The sequence below is a fragment of the Catellatospora sp. IY07-71 genome (genome assembly GCF_018326265.1).
Taxonomy (GTDB): Bacteria; Actinomycetota; Actinomycetes; order Mycobacteriales; family Micromonosporaceae; genus Catellatospora.
Genome location: NZ_AP023360.1, coordinates 7,150,881 through 7,168,815, shown reverse-complemented (window position 1 = coordinate 7,168,815; position 17,935 = coordinate 7,150,881). Strand labels below are relative to the sequence as shown.

Annotated in this window: 20 protein-coding genes; 11 read left to right on the top strand and 9 right to left on the bottom strand. The window is 72.4% G+C overall.

Features of this window, described 5'->3' with window-relative positions:
- Positions 1-5: 5 nt before the first annotated feature.
- The 3 genes from CS0771_RS31950 (at position 6) to CS0771_RS31940 (ending at position 2,167) form a co-directional block, all read left to right on the top strand.
- Positions 6-539: a DUF6286 domain-containing protein gene (locus tag CS0771_RS31950; protein WP_212844469.1), complete on the top strand. Its 534-nt coding sequence runs from the start codon at positions 6-8 to the stop codon at positions 537-539.
- Positions 536-1,111 (top strand): alkaline shock response membrane anchor protein AmaP, encoded by a 576-nt coding sequence (amaP, locus tag CS0771_RS31945; RefSeq protein ID WP_212844468.1) that lies wholly within the window; start codon positions 536-538, stop codon positions 1,109-1,111. The genes CS0771_RS31950 and amaP overlap by 4 nt, the downstream gene beginning before the upstream one ends.
- A gap of 87 nt (positions 1,112-1,198) precedes the next feature.
- On the top strand, positions 1,199-2,167 hold the full coding sequence (locus tag CS0771_RS31940; protein WP_212844467.1) for an aldo/keto reductase: 969 nt from the start codon (positions 1,199-1,201) through the stop codon (positions 2,165-2,167).
- 37 nt (positions 2,168-2,204) lie between these two features.
- On the opposite strand, the gene CS0771_RS31935 is transcribed toward CS0771_RS31940, so the two are convergent.
- From CS0771_RS31935 to CS0771_RS31915, 5 genes are all read right to left on the bottom strand, one after another.
- Positions 2,205-2,408 (bottom strand): hypothetical protein, encoded by a 204-nt coding sequence (locus CS0771_RS31935; protein WP_212844466.1) that lies wholly within the window; start codon positions 2,406-2,408, stop codon positions 2,205-2,207.
- A gap of 36 nt (positions 2,409-2,444) precedes the next feature.
- Complete coding sequence (locus CS0771_RS31930) at positions 2,445-3,398, bottom strand: ABC transporter permease (protein ID WP_212844465.1); 954 nt, start codon at positions 3,396-3,398, stop codon at positions 2,445-2,447.
- Entirely contained in the window at positions 3,395-4,300 is a 906-nt protein-coding gene (locus tag CS0771_RS31925) for an ABC transporter ATP-binding protein (RefSeq protein ID WP_212844464.1), read from the bottom strand. Before CS0771_RS31925 ends, CS0771_RS31930 begins: the two co-directional genes overlap by 4 nt.
- A gap of 98 nt (positions 4,301-4,398) precedes the next feature.
- The gene (locus CS0771_RS31920; protein WP_212844463.1) at positions 4,399-5,619 is read right to left on the bottom strand and encodes a GNAT family N-acetyltransferase; all 1,221 of its coding nucleotides are present in this window, start codon (positions 5,617-5,619) and stop codon (positions 4,399-4,401) included.
- Between the two features lie 89 nt (positions 5,620-5,708).
- Positions 5,709-7,088 carry an NAD(P)/FAD-dependent oxidoreductase gene (locus tag CS0771_RS31915; RefSeq protein ID WP_212844462.1) on the bottom strand — a complete coding sequence of 460 codons (1,380 nt, stop codon included), beginning with the start codon at positions 7,086-7,088 and terminating at the stop codon, positions 5,709-5,711.
- Positions 7,089-7,274: 186 nt separating this feature from the next.
- Between CS0771_RS31915 and CS0771_RS31910 the strand changes: the two genes are divergently transcribed.
- The 3 genes from CS0771_RS31910 (at position 7,275) to CS0771_RS31900 (ending at position 9,710) form a co-directional block, all read left to right on the top strand.
- A complete protein-coding gene (locus tag CS0771_RS31910; RefSeq protein WP_212844461.1) occupies positions 7,275-7,427 on the top strand; it encodes a hypothetical protein in 153 nt (50 codons plus the stop codon).
- A 158-nt stretch (positions 7,428-7,585) separates the two neighbouring features.
- Positions 7,586-8,443 (top strand): hypothetical protein, encoded by an 858-nt coding sequence (locus CS0771_RS31905; protein ID WP_212844460.1) that lies wholly within the window; start codon positions 7,586-7,588, stop codon positions 8,441-8,443.
- Positions 8,444-8,498: 55 nt separating this feature from the next.
- Complete coding sequence (locus CS0771_RS31900) at positions 8,499-9,710, top strand: cytochrome P450 (RefSeq protein ID WP_244871150.1); 1,212 nt, start codon at positions 8,499-8,501, stop codon at positions 9,708-9,710.
- 86 nt (positions 9,711-9,796) lie between these two features.
- Here CS0771_RS31900 and CS0771_RS31895 read toward each other — a convergent pair whose 3' ends face one another.
- The gene (locus CS0771_RS31895; RefSeq protein WP_212844459.1) at positions 9,797-10,681 is read right to left on the bottom strand and encodes an aminoglycoside phosphotransferase family protein; all 885 of its coding nucleotides are present in this window, start codon (positions 10,679-10,681) and stop codon (positions 9,797-9,799) included.
- Positions 10,682-10,935: 254 nt separating this feature from the next.
- On the opposite strand from CS0771_RS31895, the gene CS0771_RS31890 reads away from it, so the two are divergent.
- The 4 genes from CS0771_RS31890 to CS0771_RS31875 all read left to right on the top strand — a co-directional run bounded on the left by CS0771_RS31890 (position 10,936) and on the right by CS0771_RS31875 (position 14,874).
- A complete protein-coding gene (locus CS0771_RS31890) occupies positions 10,936-11,268 on the top strand; it encodes a YciI family protein (RefSeq protein WP_212844458.1) in 333 nt (110 codons plus the stop codon).
- Positions 11,265-12,485: an RNA polymerase sigma factor gene (locus CS0771_RS31885; RefSeq protein ID WP_212844457.1), complete on the top strand. Its 1,221-nt coding sequence runs from the start codon at positions 11,265-11,267 to the stop codon at positions 12,483-12,485. The genes CS0771_RS31890 and CS0771_RS31885 overlap by 4 nt, the downstream gene beginning before the upstream one ends.
- Positions 12,486-12,811: 326 nt before the next feature.
- Positions 12,812-13,162, top strand: a complete 351-nt coding sequence (locus CS0771_RS31880) for a helix-turn-helix transcriptional regulator (protein ID WP_212844456.1) — start codon at positions 12,812-12,814, stop codon at positions 13,160-13,162.
- Positions 13,159-14,874 carry a SulP family inorganic anion transporter gene (locus CS0771_RS31875; protein WP_371821513.1) on the top strand — a complete coding sequence of 572 codons (1,716 nt, stop codon included), beginning with the start codon at positions 13,159-13,161 and terminating at the stop codon, positions 14,872-14,874. The genes CS0771_RS31880 and CS0771_RS31875 overlap by 4 nt, the downstream gene beginning before the upstream one ends.
- A gap of 111 nt (positions 14,875-14,985) precedes the next feature.
- Here the strand turns inward: CS0771_RS31875 and CS0771_RS31870 are convergent, their stop codons facing one another.
- The 3 genes from CS0771_RS31870 to CS0771_RS31860 all read right to left on the bottom strand — a co-directional run bounded on the left by CS0771_RS31870 (position 14,986) and on the right by CS0771_RS31860 (position 17,560).
- Positions 14,986-15,843 (bottom strand): oxidoreductase, encoded by an 858-nt coding sequence (locus tag CS0771_RS31870; RefSeq protein WP_212844455.1) that lies wholly within the window; start codon positions 15,841-15,843, stop codon positions 14,986-14,988.
- Positions 15,844-15,998: 155 nt separating this feature from the next.
- Entirely contained in the window at positions 15,999-16,625 is a 627-nt protein-coding gene (locus CS0771_RS31865) for a VOC family protein (RefSeq protein WP_212844454.1), read from the bottom strand.
- Positions 16,626-16,726: 101 nt separating this feature from the next.
- Positions 16,727-17,560, bottom strand: a complete 834-nt coding sequence (locus CS0771_RS31860) for a S1 family peptidase (RefSeq protein WP_212844453.1) — start codon at positions 17,558-17,560, stop codon at positions 16,727-16,729.
- Positions 17,561-17,709: 149 nt separating this feature from the next.
- Between CS0771_RS31860 and CS0771_RS31855 the strand changes: the two genes are divergently transcribed.
- The gene (locus tag CS0771_RS31855) at positions 17,710-17,931 is read left to right on the top strand and encodes a hypothetical protein (RefSeq protein WP_212844452.1); all 222 of its coding nucleotides are present in this window, start codon (positions 17,710-17,712) and stop codon (positions 17,929-17,931) included.
- Positions 17,932-17,935: the final 4 nt, after the last annotated feature.

Genomic DNA, 17,935 nt, shown 5'->3' with positions numbered 1-17,935 from the left:
GCAGCATGAGACGGCTCGTCAACCGACTGCTGGCCCTGGTGCTCAGCCTCGCGCTGATCGCGGCTGCCGGGCTGCTGCTCGTCGAGGCGGTGGCCGCACTGCTCGGCCGAAGCCCGGTGCTTGTCGACTGGCCCGCAGCAGCCGGCTGGGCACGCCGGCGGACCTGGGACAACCCGCAGGTGCTGGCCGTGAGCCTGCTGCTGGCGGTCGTGGGCCTGGCTCTCGTGCTCGGCCAGCTGTGGCCCTCGCGAACCGGGCGCCTGCCCGTGAACGGCACCGATCCGGCCACCGACGCGGCGGTGACGCGCCGGACCCTGGCCCGCGACATCGCGACCGCGGTCGGCGACGTCGACGGCGTCGTCCCAAGGCGAGTCGACGTCGGACGGTCCCGCATCGCCGTGCGCGCCTCCGTCCCGCCCACCGGCGACCGGTCGGTGCTCGCCGAGCAGGTTAAGGCCGCGGTGGCCGCACGGCTCGACCGGCTGCAGCTGCGCCGCCCGCCACGGCTGGCCGTGAAGGTGTCCCGGAGGACCCGATGAACCTCGACCGCGTCAACCGCGCAGCCCTGCTCGTCGTCGGACTGCTGCTGCTGGCCGCGGGCGTGACAGGTGCGCTGGCGTACACCGATGCCTTGCAGTGGGCGCTGCCGGGCCGGGCGCTCGCCGACAATCCGGTGAGCCGGTACGCCGGTGCCAACGGCCGCTGGTTCTGGCCGCTGGTGTGCCTGGCGGCCCTGGTCGTGCTGCTGCTGGCCCTGCGTTGGCTGGCGGCGCTGCTGCTGACCACCGATCAGGTGCGGACGCTGGAGCTGCCCGGCAGCGCACAGGCCGGCGAACAGACGACCGTGGCCGGCCCGGCCCTGGAGGCGGCGGTACGCGACCAGATCGAGGGCTACCGCGGCGTCACCTCGGCGAGAGTCCACCTCACCGGCAGGCCGCAACAGCCGGTCATGAAAGTCGACGTAGACACCTCAGAGCTCGGCGAACTCCCGGCGTTGTGCCGGCGCATCGAGCATGGCGCGCTGGCCGACGCGCGTCGCGCCCTCGGCCGCCCGGACCTGCCGATACGCCTCGACCTCGACGCTCGGCGGGCCCCAACCCGGGTGAGGTAGCCCGAACCGGGTCGGCCCCTCGCGACGGCCCTGGAGCGTGTTGGCAGGATCATCTTCATCGGGTCACGGGTCCGGCGGAGGTGAGCCATGGAGTACACACGGCTGGGGCGCACCGGATTGAAGGTGAGCCGGATCGGGCTTGGCTGCATGAGCTACGGCGACCCGGCAGCCGGCATGCACCGGTGGACCCTCGGCGAGGACGACGCGGCCGCTTACTTCCGGCAGGCCGTCGAACTCGGCGTCACCTTCTGGGACACCGCCAACGTCTACCAGGGCGGCAGCTCGGAGGAGTATGTCGGGCGGGCGATCGGCAGGTTCGCCAGCCGCGAGGAGATCGTGCTGGCGACCAAGGTCAGCGGCAGGATGCACGACGGACCCGGCGGCAGCGGCCTGTCCCGCAAGGCGATCCTCGAACAGGTCGACGGCTCGCTGCGGCGGCTCGGCACCGACTACGTCGACGTCTACTACATCCACCGCTTCGACCCCGCCACGCCGGTCGAGGAGACCATGGCGACCTTGGACACCCTGGTCAAGTCAGGCAAGGTGCGGTATCTCGGCGCGTCGTCGATGTGGGCCTGGCAGTTCGCCAAGCTGCAGCACGCCGCGACGCTCAACGGCTGGACCACGTTCTCGGCCATGCAGGACCAGTACAACGTGCTCCGGCGGGAGGAGGAGCGCGACATGATCCCGATGTGCCTGGACCAGGGCGTCGGGCTGACCCCGTACTCGCCCCTGGCCAAGGGCCGCGCAGCCCGTGCCTGGGGCGCGCAGACGGCACGGGGCTCCTCGGACGACGTCGCCAGAGCCTTCGACCGCGACGTCGACCGGCCCGTCATCGACAGCGTCCAGGCCGTGGCCGAGGCTCGCGGGGTGCCGATGGCCCAGGTGGCCCTCGCCTGGCTGCTGTCCAAGCCCGTGGTGTCCTGCCCGATCGTCGGCGCGACGAGGCCCGGCCACCTCACCGACGCCGTGGCGGCCCTGGACCTGTCGCTGGCCGACACCGAGATCGCCGAGCTTGAACGGCACTACACACCCCAGGACAACTACTGGTGGTGATGCCGCGCTGCGGCCGCCGTACGGCCGGACGGGCGCGTCACGCCATCGGCACGCCGACCGCCAGCTCGTACTGCACGACATGCGAGCCGTCACCCTCCTCTGCCAGCAGCTCCTCGACGACGCACAGGCAGGCTGCCGCCCGGCCGTTGCCACTGCGTGCCGCCTCCATCGCGATGTCCGGCATCCGGACCTCGCCGCCCGCCGTCGGCAGCCCCGCAGCGGCCATCAGCCAGCTGGGCATCCGGGTTGCGGACTGAGCGCTCGCCGCCCGGACAGGTCAGGCGATGTCGCGGCGGCGGTTGATCACGATGCCGATGATGCCGGCGACGAGCGACCAGCCCGTCAGCACCAGCACACCGGCCCACCAGGGCGCGGCCTCCGCGTACAGCTTCTCCGGCGAGACCATGATCTGCGAGGCGATGGGCGGCATGACCACGGCGGACGTCAGCACCCAGTCCTCGTGGATGACGTATTCCCGGATGAGGCTGAACACGCCGATCCCGCCGATCAACCCACCGAAGTAGATGATCATCGCGGTGACGACGGCGCCGATCTGGTTGTGGATCAGGGTGCCGAGCCCGAAGCCCAGCAGCGCCCACAGCAGGTACGCGACCAGGTTGAAGATGATCGCCCGCTGGACCGGCCACTCGCCCAGCGAGTTGGTCAGGCCGAGGTTGTGGAAGAACAGCAGCCCCGCCGCGAACGACACCGCCCGCGACACCAGCCAGAAGACCAGCCCGAGCCCGAGCACGGCGAAGAGCTTGCCGAACACCACGCGGGTGCGCTGCGGCGTGGTCAGGAACGTGGCCGTGGCCGTCTGGTACTGGAACTCGTTCGTGATCACGAGCGCGCCCAGCAGCATCACCAGCAGCAGCCCGAAGAACTGGCCGCTGGTGAAGATGTTGCCGGCCGCGTTGACCGCCTGCAGCTGCAGGTCGTGCAGCTGCGCGAACTCGGCCCTGGCCGCGGCGATCTCCGCCGCGTCCATGCCGCGGCCCGGCTTGAACACCGCCGTGGTGTCGCGGGCCCGCCTGATGTGCTCGGCGGCCTCGGACATGTTGATGAACAGCGCCAGGCCGGTGAAGGCCAGCGACGCGAGGCCGAACAGCCACCACGCGTTGGTGGTGGTCACCTTCCGGATCTCGCTGCGGACGAGCCGGAGCCCCGGCACGCCGACGTGGGCGATCACCGGGCGGGACGCCTGCGGGGGCGCCTGGAGGGTCGTGCTCATCGGATGTCCGCCTTTCCGGCCGTCAGCTGCAGGAACACATCTTCGAGGTCGCGGCGCTCGACGGTCAGCTCATGGATCTCGGCGCCCACCCGCATCGCCGCCGCGCCGATCGTGGGCCCGTCCGCGCCCACGATCCGCAGCGCGCCGCCCTCGGCGGGCGTGGCCGTGACCGCGGCCCCCAGCTCGGCGACCAGCGCCTCCGGCCGGGGCGTGCGCACGAGCATCTGCGCGGCGCCGGCCGAGTCGATGACCTCGGCCACCGGGCCCTGCCGCACCAGCCTGCCCGCCGCGATGATCACGACGTCGTCGGCGAGCAGCTCCATCTCCGACAGCAGGTGGCTCGACACGAGGACGGTGCGGCCCTCGTCGGCGAGCGACTTGAGCAGGCCCCGCATCCAGCGGATGCCCTCCGGGTCCAGGCCGTTGGCGGGCTCGTCCAGGATGAGTACGTCCGGGTCGCCCAGCAGCGCGGCGGCGATGCCCAGGCGCTGGCGCATACCCAGTGAGTAGCCCTTGAACTTGCGGCCCGCGGCCGGTGTCAGCCCCACCGTGGCCAGCACGTCGTCGGCCCGGCCGACCGGGATCCCGGCCGCGTCGCAGAGGATGCGCAGGTGGTTGCGGCCGGTGCGGCCGCGGTGCGCGCTCGACGCCTCCAGCAGCGCGCCGACCTTGCGGATGGGATCGGTGAGGTCGGCGTAGCGCCGCCCCGCGATGGTCGCGGTGCCCGCCGTGGGGCGGACCAGGTTCAGGACCATGCGCAGGGTGGTCGTCTTGCCCGCGCCGTTGGGCCCGAGGAAGCCGGTGACCCGGCCCGGGCTGACGGTGAACGACAGGTCGTCGACCGCGCGCACCTTCTTGTAGACCTTGGTCAACCCGCTGACAGCGATACCATCGTCGGCCATCGGCCCAGCTCCCCATCCGTTCGATACCTAGAAGCGTGATGCATAGTAGTTCTAGGTATCGGGCGGCGCAAGAACCGGGGTGTCAGCCGCACCGGCGGTCAGAACCAGTGCAGGCAGTGCGGAGTGCGCTCGGCGCGGAAGAGGGCGTCGGCGAGGGCGGCCGCGCCGGAGTGGTGGGCCTGGATGTGCCCGGCGCGCACGAGCGTGCTCGGCGCGGTGCCGCCGAGATACACCGAGCCCAGGTCGCGCACCTCCAGCGACAGATCGGGCGCCCGGTCCGTCGCGACGCAACCGGCCTTGCCGTCCCGCACGGTCAGCAGGTAGCGGGCACGCTCGCCGAGGAACGGATCGTCGACGTCCAGGACCAGCTCGCCGTCGGCGCACCAGCCTCGCGCGGCCAGCGCACGCGGGACGTCCAGCAGCCGCACCCACAGCCAGTCCGTGTCGTCGCTCACCTGGCCCGCGCGGAAGTCCGCGAGCTGCCAGCGCAGCGGGTGCCCGAGCGGGACGTTCCTGAACACGACCTTGGTGACCAGGTCGTGGCCGAGCGCGAACCGCGCCAGCGCCGTGAAGACCGCGTCGTCGGCGGCGATGGTCTCGTCGACCGTCAGGACCCCGCCGTCGCCGAGGGAGTAGCCGGCGTACCCGTCCGCGACGCCGTCGGCGTCACGGTGGACGGCGACGTAGCGCGGCGCCGCCGCGACCGGAGGCTGCCCGGCGCCCAGCGCCCACCAGCGAGGCGGACGCGACAGCGCGCCGGGCTGCGCGCGGCGGTAGCGGTCGTATACCTCCTCCAGCAGTTCGCCGCACTCGGCCCGGCGCAGCACCTCGATCTGGCCGGGCGCCGGGACCGCGGCTGCGGCGCGTGCCCGGGACGGGGCGAACGATGCCTCGTGGCGCGGCACCGTCAGCCGCTGGGTGTAGGTCGCCGGTCCGTAGCCGAACCTGCCGTAGATCCCGGCCTCCGAGGACAGCAGCACGGCGAGGAACTCGCCGCGGGCCCGCAGGTCGGCGAGCTGATGCCGCATCATCGCGCTGAGCACGCCCTGACGCCGGTGCGAGGGCAGGACGCCGACGAAGCTCACCCCGGCGGCCGGGACGACGGCCTGGCCGGGCAGCGTCAGCTCGAAGGAGTACGCCCCGGCGGTGCCGACGGGCCGCCCGTCCGCGGTCGTGGCGAGCAGGTTGCGGTCCATCTCGACAGCGGACCACCACGCCCCGCGGCCGTCGGCCGGTGTGTCCCGGAAGCGCCCGAACGCGGCGTGCATGGTGTCGAGGAAGATACCGAGGTCCTGGTCGGTCGTAGGACGGATCTCCACCACTGCCGCTGCCTCCCGGTGCCGTCGGCGCCACGGCTCGCGGCACCGGGCCACAGTGCAGCGCTGCACCCGTACCAAGGTCAAGTGAATTACGGCCGGCGGCGGGCGGAGCGCAGCGCGCGCAGGATCACGGCGGGCGTGGCGAGGGTCTGCGGGTGCTCGCGCATGGACACGACCTGGTTGAAGCGCCGGGCGACGGCCACGTCCGTGACCGTCGCCGCGACGATCTGCCTGCTGACCCAGCTGGTGAACCGGTATCCGCGCGGGTAGGGCCCGTGGACGTGCGGCAGCGCGAGGTCCGCGGAGGTCGATGTCGACCAGGCGGCGTCGACCACCACCTTCTGCAGCTCGAGGAAGTCCCGCGCCGGAACGCCCAGGTCCGGCCCCGAGCGCAGGTACGCCGACAGGCAGGCCGCGTGCATCGCGGCGGCCGTCATGCCCTGCCCGTAGACCGGGTTGAACGAGGCCACCGCGTCACCGACGGCGACCAGCCCGGCGGGCATCCGCCGCAGCGCGTGGAAGTCGCGCCGCCGGCTGTCGGCGTGGTGGTACGTCTGTACGTCGCCGATCATGCCGCTGTCGGCCACCTCGCCGAACTCGGGCGGGAACTGCTCGCGCAGCCGCCGGGTGAAGTCCTCGGCCGTGCGGCCCGGGTGGCTGTCGCCGTACCCGGCCATCATGGCCATCCACCGGCCGTCCTCGACGGCGAAGAACGCCGCGCCCGCCACGTCCGCCGACCTGCCGGTGCCGGGGGTGTGGATGGCCAGCACGACCGCGTGCTCCGGGTCGGCCACGGGCCGCCGGAACAGGGCCGTCGCGTAGTTGAGGTGCACGGTCATCCGCTGCGTCACCGGACGGTCCCAGCCCGCCTGCGCCAGCCAGTCCGACAGCCGGCTCGACCGGCCCATCGCGTCCACGACCAGCTCACCGGGCTCGACGCCCGGCGCACCGCCGGCCTCGTACCGCACGCCGGTGACCGCGTCGCCGTCGAAGACCAGCCCGGTGGCGCGGGCCGTGACCGTCTTGACATTGGGCAGCCGCAGCACCAGCTCCCGGATCAGCCCCTCCAGCAGTGGACGGGTGCCCGCCAGGCTGTCGGCGTCGTCGGGCACGACGACCTTCACCCGGCCGTCGAGATAGTTGCGTCGCGCCGCCGGCACCGCCTCGACCGCACCCGACCGCAACGCCAGCTCGCGGAACCCGGGGAACAGCCGTTCCAGATGCACCAGGCCGCCAGGCAGCAGCGCGTGCAGCTGCGTGCCCTGCGGCACGCCGGGTCGCGCGCCGGTCGAGTGGAGGTCGTCGCGGTCGACGATGACGACGCTGTCCGCGTGCTCGGACAGCACCCGCGCGGCCAGCAGCCCGGCCACGCTGCCGCCGAGCACCACGGCCCGGCCCATCACCCGGACCGGCGGCCGCGACGGCGGCGCGTTCAGCTCGGCGAAGACCTGGACCGGTGATCGGGACATCAGGTCCTCCCGGCGAGCGCCGCGCTTCTCGTCACGGAGGGCAGTATAGGAAAGCGCACAGTCGCTTCTGGATTCGGTCGCTGCTCGAAGGCATACGATCATCGCCCGCCTCGGCAGGCGGCGCGCAGGCATCATCGGCCGCCGTCCGGGGTACTCCTACCGCTGGGACTATCACGGAGGTGGCTGATGAGCACCGAGCCGAACCAGCCCGAACAAGATGTACCGGACTCCGAGGACGAAAAGTTCGTCGATCCGGACGCCGACCAGCTCGGCGGGCGCACCCCGCACCCGGCGGATCCGGCGGAGGGGCCGGACGAGCCGGAGTACACCGGAGGCTGATCTCCACCGGGCCGCGGACCGCGAAACCCGGGCCTTCGTCGAACGCGCACTCGACGGCGTCATCCCGGCCATGGGGTACGAACGGACGTCTTGACAGTTCGGTGGGGCGGCAGATAGACACATGCGACTGTAACGTAGTGTCTACATTGGAGTACGCAATGTTGCGAGCCTTCTTCGGACGTCACAAGACCGCCTCGACGTGGGCCCGCAGCATCCTGCACGACGCGGCCCACGCCCTGGGCCTGAAGATCCTCACCATCCACGTGCCGAACCAGTGGGCCGGGCATGCCAGCGTGGGCGACTACGTCCGGGCCGAGCAGCCGGACATCCTGGTGATGACCAACGTGACCCAGGCCCAGTTCGAGACCCTGCCGCCGCTGCGCGGCCTCAACGTCATCCGCGACCCGCGCGACATCATCGTCTCCGGCTACTTCAGCCACCGCAACAGCCACCCCGAGCAGCTGATGGGCATCGTCTGGGAGGAGCTGGTCGAGCACCGGCGCGTGCTGTCCGAGGTCGACGTCGAGGCCGGGCTGCTGGCCGAGATCGAGTTCAGCGGGGTGTTCCTGGACCCGATGCGCGAGTGGAACTACGCCAACCCGGGCGTGCTGGAGCTGCGCATGGAGGACATGGTCGCCGACCCGTACGCGCACTGGACCCGCGCGCTGACCCACCTCGACCTGCTCGCGCCCGGCCCGTTCGACCGGCTCCGGAACGCGGCGTGCGCGTGGAACCTGGCCGACCGGCGCTCGACGCCGCGCGTGCCGGCCCTGGCGCGCCGCGTGCTGCCGCCGGTGCCGCTGCGCCGCCTGCCGCAGGCGTACGTCGCGGGCGCGCTGGCCCGGTTCTCGTTCGAGCGGCTGTCGAAGGGGCGGCGGCCGGGCGAGGAGGACGTGCACAGCCACTACCGGCGCGGGGTGGCGGGGGACTGGCGCAACCATCTGACCGAGGTGCACCTGAAGGCGATCACCGCGCGGTACGGCGACATCGTGCAGCAGTTCGGCTACGCACCGTGAGTCGCACATCCGACACTGTCGTCATTCATCCATGTTCATCAATATCATGGGACGGGTGTCCGCTGCCGCCACGCTCCAGGCCCTGCGCACCGAAGAGGGCCGCCGCAACCCGTATCCGCACTACGCCGCGCTGCACGCCGAGGGACCGGTCATACCGCTGACCGGCTCCTACGCGGCGGTCGTGCACGGCTACGACGCGGCCAGCCGCGTGTTGCGCGACCCGGACTTCCGGGTCCTGGACGCCGAGAAGCTCAGCCGGGCGATGCCCGCCTGGCACGAGCACCCGTCGCTGATCGTCCTGATGAACTCGATGATGTTCATCAACGGCGAGCAGCACACCCGCCTGCGCCGCCTGATCACCCGCGAGTTCACCGCCCGCCGCGTCACCTCCCTCGCCGAGACGGTCACCCGCCAGGTCGACCACCTGCTCGGCCGCATCGCCGAGCACGGCGCCGGTGGCCGCGAGATCGACTTCATGAGGGAGTTCGCCTACCCGCTGCCCTCCAACGTCATCGGCGAGCTGCTCGGCGTGCCCGCCGAGGACCGCCCGTGGTTCCAGCCCCACGTCGCGGCGATCGGCGCGGTGCTGGACGCCGGCGGCGAGGGCAAGTTCCCGGCCGCCGACAAGGCCGCGGCCGAGCTGAGCGCCTACTTCGCCGACCTGGTGCGCCTGCGGCGGCAGGATCCCCGCGACGACCTGGTCACCGTGCTGTCGGCCGCGGGCGCGGACGACGACCCGCTGACCCACGAGGAGCTGCTGTCGGCGCTGGTGCTGGTGTTCAACGCGGGGTTCGAGACCACCACCCACCTGCTCGGCAACGGGCTGGAGGTGCTGCTGCGCCGTCCGGAGGCGGCGCGGCGGCTGCGTGAGCAGCCGGACCTGGCCGCGTCCTACGTCGAGGAGTTCCTGCGGCTGGAGGCGCCCGCGCAGCTGACCACCCGCTGGAGCGCCGTGGACACCGAGGTCGACGGGGTGCCCGTCCCGGCGGGCGCCACGGTCCTGGTGCTGCTGGGCGCGGCCAACCGTGATCCGGCGCGGTTCGCCGACCCGGACGAGTTCCGGCCCGAACGTCCCGACAACGCGCATCTGACGTTCAGCGCCGGGGTGCACTTCTGCCCGGGAGCGCTGCTGACCACCGCCGAGGCGGAGATCGCCTTCCCGCGGCTGATGTCCCGCTTCCCCGGGCTGGCCCTGGCCGGGGAGCCGGCCTACCGCCCCCAGCTGACCCTGCGCGGGCACACCCACCTGCCGATCACCGTCGGCTGAGGCGGGAACCCTGACAGACTGCGAGGCCAAGCGCGACATCGTCGTCACCCGAGTCCAGGCCGCGCTGGCGTGACCCGCCGTCGGCGTCAGCCGTGGCGGTGACGCACGATGTAGTCGATGTAGCGGAACGTGTCCTCGCGGTCCTGCTCGCTGAGCGAGTCCCACAGGTCCGCCAGCCAGTAGAGCGCGCCCGACAGCGGCCAGGCCCAGCCGCGTACCCAGGTCGCCTCGTCGAAACCGAGCGCCTCCCGGTAGGCGGCCCGCGCGCGGGCGTCGAACAGGCTCCAGCCGGGCCGCACCTCGACCGCCGGATCGCCGCGGCCGAGACCGCCGAAGTCGATCACCCCGGTGAGCCTGCCCCGATCCACCAGCAGGTTGCCTGCCAGGAGATCACCGTGCAGCCATACGGGCGGTCCGGGCCACTCGTCGGCCCCCATCGCCTCGTCCCAGGCCGCGGTCACCGCGCGCCGGTCGATCCGGTCGCCCAGCACCGCGATCGAACGGCGGGTCAGCCCGTCCCGCTGCGCCAGGGGCACGCCGCGCTGGATCCCCTCCTTGACCGGCCCGTCCATGGGGTCGATCGCGATCATCGCGTGCACGAAGCCGGCGAGGTCGACGGCGAGTTCGACGTGGTCCTGTCCGGCTTGCGGATTGCGCCCGTCCAGCCACGGGACGACCGTCCACGGCCAGGGATAGTCCCCGCCCGGCCGGCCGACCGCGACCGGCACCGGAACCGGCACCGGAAGATGCGGGGCCAGCCGAGGCAGCCAGGTCGCGTCGGTGGTCACCTGGTCGACCGCCCACTCCGCCCGCGGCAGCCGTGCGGTCAGGCGATCACCCAGCCGGAACAGCGCGTTGTCGGTGCCGTTCAGCGGCTGCGCCACGATCGGCAGGTCCGCCCACTCGGGGAACTGCTCGTCGATCAGGGTGCGTACCTGCTCGACCGCGACGGTGATCTCTCCGGGACGCATCGGGCGACCGTAGGATTCGCTCGATCACCCCGTCAATCGAATTGGATGACGCCGCACCCGGGAAAAATGCAGCCGGCGGTCGGCGAGAACCGGTTCCAGGACGAAACACCTGCCAACATGAGCTGCAGCGACGTCACGGCGCACGAATCTCCTCGAAGATTTTCGGCGGATGGTGTCGGATCGCGGCGGCGGGGTTCGTAGCAGGGGTGACAGGCGGCCCGAGGGGGCGGCCACCAGTACAGGAGATGATCTCGATGGCGCAGTACCTGATGTCCGTTCTGCACGACTCGGACAGCCTCGCTCCCGCCGAGGAGATGGCGGCGATCGACGTCTTCAACGAGCGGCTGCAGGCCGACGGCCACTGGGTGTTCGCCGGCGGCCTCGCCGGGCCGAGCTCGGCCACCGTCGTCGACGGCCGGGACGGGGACCCGGTGTTCACCGACGGGCCCTACCTGGAGTCGAAGGAGCACATCGTCGGCTTCTGGATCGTCGAGGCCCCGCACCTGGACGTGGCGCTGCGGCTGGCGGCCGAGGGGTCGAAGGCCTGCAACCGCCGGGTCGAGCTGCGGCCGTTCCTGGGCGAATGACCGGCCTCGGCGACGAGATCACCCGGATCCACCGCGCGGAGTGGGCCCGGGTGGTCGCGACCCTGGCCAGGCGGCTCGGGGATCTCGACATCGCGGAGGAGATGGCCGCCGAGGCGTTCGCGATCGCCGTCGAGCGCTGGCCGGTCGACGGCGTCCCGGCGAATCCGGGCGGCTGGCTGACCACGACCGCCTACCACAAGGCCGTCGACCGGCTGCGGCGCGAGATCCGGCGCGATGAGAAGCACAGGGAGGCGCTGATGCTGTTCGACACCCCCGAACCGCTCGGCGTCATCGAGGACGACCGGCTGCGTCTCGTGTTCACCTGCTGCCATCCCGCCCTGGCCATGGAGGCTCGGGTCGCGCTCACCCTGCGGATGGTAGGCGGGCTCACCGTGCCCGAGATCGCCCGCGCGTTCCTGGTCGAAGAGACCGCCATGAGCCAGCGGATCACCCGCGCCAAGGCGAAGATCAAAGCCGCGCGCATCCCGTACGGCGTGCCGTTACGGGAGGACCTCCCGGCCCGGGTCACCGGCGTCCTCGCCGTCCTCTACCTGATCTTCAACGAGGGCTACCTGGCCTCGGGCCCCGAGAAGGAGCCGCTCCGCGGCGACCTGACCGCCGAGGCGATCCGGCTGACCAGGCTGGTCCACGCCCTCCTGCCCGCCGACGGCGAGGCCGCCGGGCTGCTGGCGCTGATGCTGCTCACGGAGGCCCGCCGAGCCGCCCGGGTGTCCGCGGGCGGCGAACTCGTCGCCCTGGCTGAGCAGGACCGCGGCGCCTGGGACCGCGAGCTGATCGCCGAGGGCCACGCCCTGGTCCGCGCACGGCTCGCCGCCGGCCAGGCCCCGGGGCGCTACCAGATCCTCGCCGCGGTCAACGCCGTCCACACCGACGCCCGCGACCTTCGCGACACCGACTGGTCGCAGGTCGTCGCGCTGTACGACCAGCTGGTGCGCCTCGACCCGTCGCCGATCGTGCGGCTCAACCGGGCGATCGCGGTAGCCGAACTCGACGGCCCGCAGGTCGCGCTCGCCGAGGTGGACGCGCTGCCGCTGGCGGGCTATCACGCCTTCCACGCCACCCGCGCCGACCTGCTGCGCAGGCTGGGCCGCAGTGCGCAGGCACGGGCCGCGTACGACCGGGCCATCGAGCTGGCCGGCAACACCGCCGAGACGGCGTACCTCAGCCGCCGCCGCGACCAGCTCGCCGGGTCCTGACCGCCGCAAGGCCGGGTCGCTGAGATCAACGACGAAGCGGCTCGCCACCCGACTTCACCTGGGCAGCATACTAGGAAGCACTACAGGGCGTGCCCGACGCCGCATCACCCGAACAAGGGTCCGCAAGACCGATAAGGACGCCCCTGCGGGGCGACTCCCTGCAGGCACGGCGGTCGCGGACGGCCTCAATCGATATTGCGGGATCTGCATACGTACCGGCCGTTTCCGGCGGGTGGCCGGTTGCATCACGCACCGCTCGAGGTGTATGAAAGTAGCAATTGAAGAAGTATTAAATTGCTGGTTCATGCAAAAGGGGTGGCCGGATCGTGGCTGTGCCGCTGTACGAGAGCAAGGCCGAGTTCTTCCGCACCCTGGGCCATCCGGTGCGCATCCGGGTGCTCGAACTGCTCGGCGACGGGCCCAAGGCCGTCCGGGACCTGCTCGCCGACGTGGAGATCGAGGCGTCCAGCCTCTCGCAGCAGCTGGCGGTGCTGCGCCGGGCCGGCGTCGTGGTGTCCTACCGCGACGGCGCCGCGGTCATGTACGCCCTGTCCGGGCCGGACGTGGCCGAGGTGATGGCCGCCGCGCGCCGCTTCCTCACCGCCATGATCGCCGGTCAGGCCGAGCTGCTGGGCGAGCTGCGCGACACCCCGGCCGCGACGGTCCCCACCCCGTGAGCGCCGTGGCGGCAGCCTGCCGCAGCAGCTGGGACCGCATGGCGGCGCTGCTGCCGGGCCGGGCCGACTGGGTGGCGATGCGCCGCCAGCCCCGCCGCGACCTGCTCGCCGGGCTGACCGTCGCGATCGTCGCCCTGCCGCTGGCCCTCGGCTTCGGCGTCTCCTCCGGACTCGGCGCCGCCGCCGGCCTGGCCACCGCCATCGTGGCCGGCACGCTCGCGGCGCTGCTCGGCGGATCGAACCTGCAGGTCTCCGGGCCGACCGGGGCGATGACCGTGGTCCTGGTCCCGATCGTGCACCGCTTCGGCCCCGGCGGTGTCCTCACCGTCGGCCTCCTCGCCGGCCTGTTCCTGGTCGCGCTCGCGCTGGCCCGTGCCGGCCGGTACGTGCGCTACGTGCCCGCACCCGTCGTGGAGGGGTTCACCGCCGGCATCGCCGCAGTGATCTTCCTGCAGCAGGTCCCCGTCGCGCTGGGCGTGCCCGTCCCGGAAGGGGACAGGGTCACCGCCGTCGCCTGGCACGCGATCACCGATTTCGCCGCCCACCCCCGGTGGACCGCGCCCGTCCTGGCGCTCGGCGTGTGCGCGGCGATGCTCATCGGTGCGCGACACCGGCCCCGCGTGCCGTTCTCGCTGCTGGCCGTCGCGATCGTGACCGTCGTGACGGCCGCCGCGAACCTGGATGTGGCCCGCATCGGCGCGCTGCCGGCCACACTGCCCGCCCCGTCGCTGAGCTTTCTCGACGCCGCCGCCGTGCCGATGCTGCTCACCTCCGCCGTCGCGGTCGCGGCGCTGGCGGCGCTGGAGAGCCTCCTGTCGGCCACCGTCGCCGACGGCATGACCGTCGGCCAGCGCCACGATCCCGACCGGGAGCTGTTCGGCCAGGGTATGGCCAACCTGGTCACCCCACTGTTCGGGGGCGTGCCGGCGACCGCGGCCATCGCGCGTACCGCGGTCAACGTGCGCGCGGGCGCGGGCTCGCGGCTGGCCGCGCTCACCCACGCCCTCGTCCTGGCCGTGATCATGTTCGCCGCCGCGCCGCTGGTCGCGTACATCCCGCTCGCCGCACTGGCCGGCGTGCTGCTGGCGACGGCGATCCGCATGGTCGAGGTCGGCTCCCTGCTCGCGCTCGCCCGCTCGACGCGGTCGGACGCGGTGCTGATCGCGGTGACCGCGACCGCGACCGTCGCCCTGGACCTGGTCGCGGCGGTCGGTGTCGGGATGGTCCTGGCGGCGTTCCTGGCGATACGCAAGATCGCCCGCGCGGCGACGCTGGAGCAGGTGCCCCTGGACGGCTCCGACCACCACGCCGAGGAGGAGGCGCTGCTGGCCGAGCACATCGTGGCGTACCGCTTCGACGGCCCCCTGTTCTTCGCCGCCGGCCACCGCTTCCTGCTCGTGCTGACCGAGGTCGCCGACGTACGCGTGGTGATCCTGCGCATGTCGCGGGTGTCGACCGTCGACGGGACCGGTGCGAGCGTGCTGCGCGACGCCGTCGAACGCCTCGAGCACCGCGGCGTCGCCGTCTACCTGTCCGGGGTGCGGCCCGAGCATGAACGGGCACTGGCGGCGATCGGCGTGCTGGAGCGGCTGCGGGCGCAGGGGCGCGTTCTCGAGAACACCCCGGACGCGATCACCGCGGCAAGGGCGATGGCAGGCCGGACCGGAGGGCTCGCGGGGGCCGCACCGGCGCCGATGATGACAGGTACGTGACGATCGCGAAAGTTCTGTGACGACCCGGCAGCGGGTGATGCCAGAACTACCGGGTGGGGCCGGGTGTGCGGCATGATTTCGCCCGGATCTGCGACCGGGCAGTCCGCGCCGTCAGCCCAGCAGGGCCAGGTCGTCCCTGGTGAGGGCGAGCCCGGCCGCCGCGATGTTCTCCTCCAGGTGGGCGAGCGAGCCGGTGCCCGGGATGAGCAGGATGTTGGGTGAGCGGGCCAGCAGCCAGGCGAGCGCGACCTGCGCGACGGACGCCCCGTGCCGGGCGGCGACGGCGGCCAGGTGCTCGGCCGTCAGCGGCTGGAACCCGCCGACCGGGAAGAACGGGACGTACGCGACCCCGGCCGCCGCGCAGGCGTCCACCAGTGGATCGTCGTCGCGGAAGGCGATGTTGTACTGGTTCTGGACGCACACCACCGGGGCGATCGTGCGGGCCAGTTCGAACTCGGCGAGGCTGACGTTGGACACGCCCAGGTGGCGGATCAGCCCCTCCTCGCGCAGCGCCAGCAGCGTCTCCAGCGGCCCGGCGAGCGACGCCTCGCCATGGCCGCGGTCGCCCATGCGCAGGTTCACCACGTCCAGCCGGTCGACGCCGAGCGTGCGCAGGTTCGCCTCGACGCCGCGCCGCAGGCCGTCGGGGGTCAGGCCGGTCTGCTCGGACGCGGGCAGCGCGATGTCCGGGCCTTCGACGAGCGCGCCCACCTTGGTCACCAGGACCAGATCCGCCGGGTACGGGTGCAGCGCCGTCCTGATCAGCTCGTTGGCGGCCACGCCGTCGCGGGCGTAGTAGTTCGAGGTGTCGATGTGGTTCACGCCGAGCTCGACCGCCCGCCGCAGGATCGCCAGCGCCGTCTCGCGCTCGGGGCGCTCGCCGCGGGGCCAACCGGTCAGCTTCATCGCGCCGTATCCGACGCGGGCGACGTGGAGATCGCCGCCCAGGCTCCAGCCGTCATTCTTCACGATCTTGATCCTAGGCGAGTCTCGCCCCGGAGTCCGGCGGCGCGGCGTCCACCGCGCCGCCGGGCGCGTGCTCAGCCGTAGTTGTCCCAGCTCTCCCGGCCGTTGCCGACCCAGCTGGTGCCGTAGAGCACCTCGCCGCTGTACATGACGACGGCCTATTCGCGACCCAGCCAGGTGGCGACGCAAGCCTCGTTGCCCTCGGCGTCGGCCAGGACCCACCATCGCGGCGCGTGCGCGTCGGACACGAGGCGTCCCCCGGCCGCCAGCGCGGCGGCGATGCGCGTTTCGGCCTGGTCGTGGGGGACGGCGACGTCGAGGTGGATGCGGTTGCGCTGCGGGCGTGGGGTGTCCATCGCCTGGAACTCCAGCCCGGGGCCGCGACCCGACGGGTCGGACAGGTAGTCGTCGCCGATCTGCCGGTAACCCAGCAGCGCAGCCCAGAAGGGCAGCACCTCCGCGCCGACGAGCGTGTCGATCGTGATGTTGACGAGCTGGACGGCGGCCGGGTCCGCCGGGACGCCCAGCTCCGCGGCTGCGGCCGAGATCTGCCGGGCCAGTTCGACGTCGCGGGCCGTCAGGCACACCGTGACGCTGTCATGCCGTAGGTCGATCCGGGGATGGTGACCGACGGTGCCCGCCAGCCGGGCTATCTCGGCGGCGAGCGCGGCACCGTCGGCGAGCGAACCTGTCCGGAAGCGGGCCGCGACCAGGTGGTAAAGGGCACGCCAGTCGCCGACGCCGTCGGCGGCGTGGAACTGCCGGGCCGTGATCCGCTGGGTCATGCGGCCAAGCTAACAGCGGGACCCGCCGGGCGCCGCCCGGCCGCGTCGCCCGTCCGGCCGGCGTACGCGCCGCGAAGGCCGTGTACGCCGGCCGTGCCCGGTCAGGGGATCGTGAGGCCGAAGGCGGCGAGGATCTCGCCGATGGGCTGGTAGTACGTCGAGCCGCCGGTGGTGCAGTTGCCGGTGCCGCCGGACAGGATGCCCAGGATGATGCCGCCGGAGGTGTAGAGCGGCCCGCCGCTGTCGCCGTTCTCCGCGCAGATGTTGGTGCGGATCAGGCCGGTGACGGTGCCCTCGGGGTAGTTCACGGTGGCGTTCAGCGCGGTCACGACGCCGCAGCGCACGCCGGTGGTCGCGCCGCTGCGGCATACCGCCTGGCCGACGTACGCGCTGCCGATCCCGCGCAGTTGCAGCAGGCCGGGATAGGTGTTGACGGCGCTCGGGTGGCTGAGCAGGGTCGTGTAGCGGACCAGGCCGTAGTCGTTGCCGGGGAAGCTGCTCGCGGTCCGTACGCCGATGGCGATGGTGCGGGCGCTGTTGGTCCACCAGTTGGCTGAGCTGTTCGTGCAGTGTCCCGCGGTGATGAGGTAGTAGGTGCTGCCGCTGCGCGCGTTGGCGCCGAGGGAGCAGCGCGCCGTGCTGCCGTAGATCGCGTCGCCGCCGGCCAGCATCGTACGCAGGCGTCCCGGTTCGCGGCGCAGGGTGACACCGGCCCCGCGCAGGCGGGTGGCCTGCTGCTCGGTGACCGAGTCGTCCAGCGTCACGGTCATCCGCCCGGTGGCCGGGTCGACGGTCCAGGCGGTGCCGGGGAGCTGCGCGGCGGCTGACAGGGGTAGGGCTTCGGGTCCGGGCGCGGCGACGGCGGGGTCGGCGCCGGCGGCTGTGGCCGCCAGTATCGCGACGATGGCGACAGCCAGGTGGAAGGGGCTTCTCATGACGTCCTCCGAGGTCTGTAGACGGGAGGAGTCAAGGATCGCATCGACATGTATCGAAGGAAAGGGAGAGTGCGGACGTCGTTTCGCGGTACCCTCCGATCTGGATCGAACCTGAGACGTGCGTCCGTTCCGTCGAGCGAGGTCGTCATGTGGATCTATGTGGGCGTGAACTGCTGGGCGGTGCCGGGCTGGGGCTCGTGGACACCAAGCTGGCCGTCCTGTGGCTGATCCTCACCGGTGTGCTGCTCGTCGGGCGGATCGCCCTGGCCGCAGGCGACTCCGAGGTGCTGCGCGGCATGGGCCGGGAATGGTGGATAGGCGCTGCCGTGGTGCTCGTCTTCGGCGTGGTGGCCTGCCTGCTCGCCTGGTAGCGGC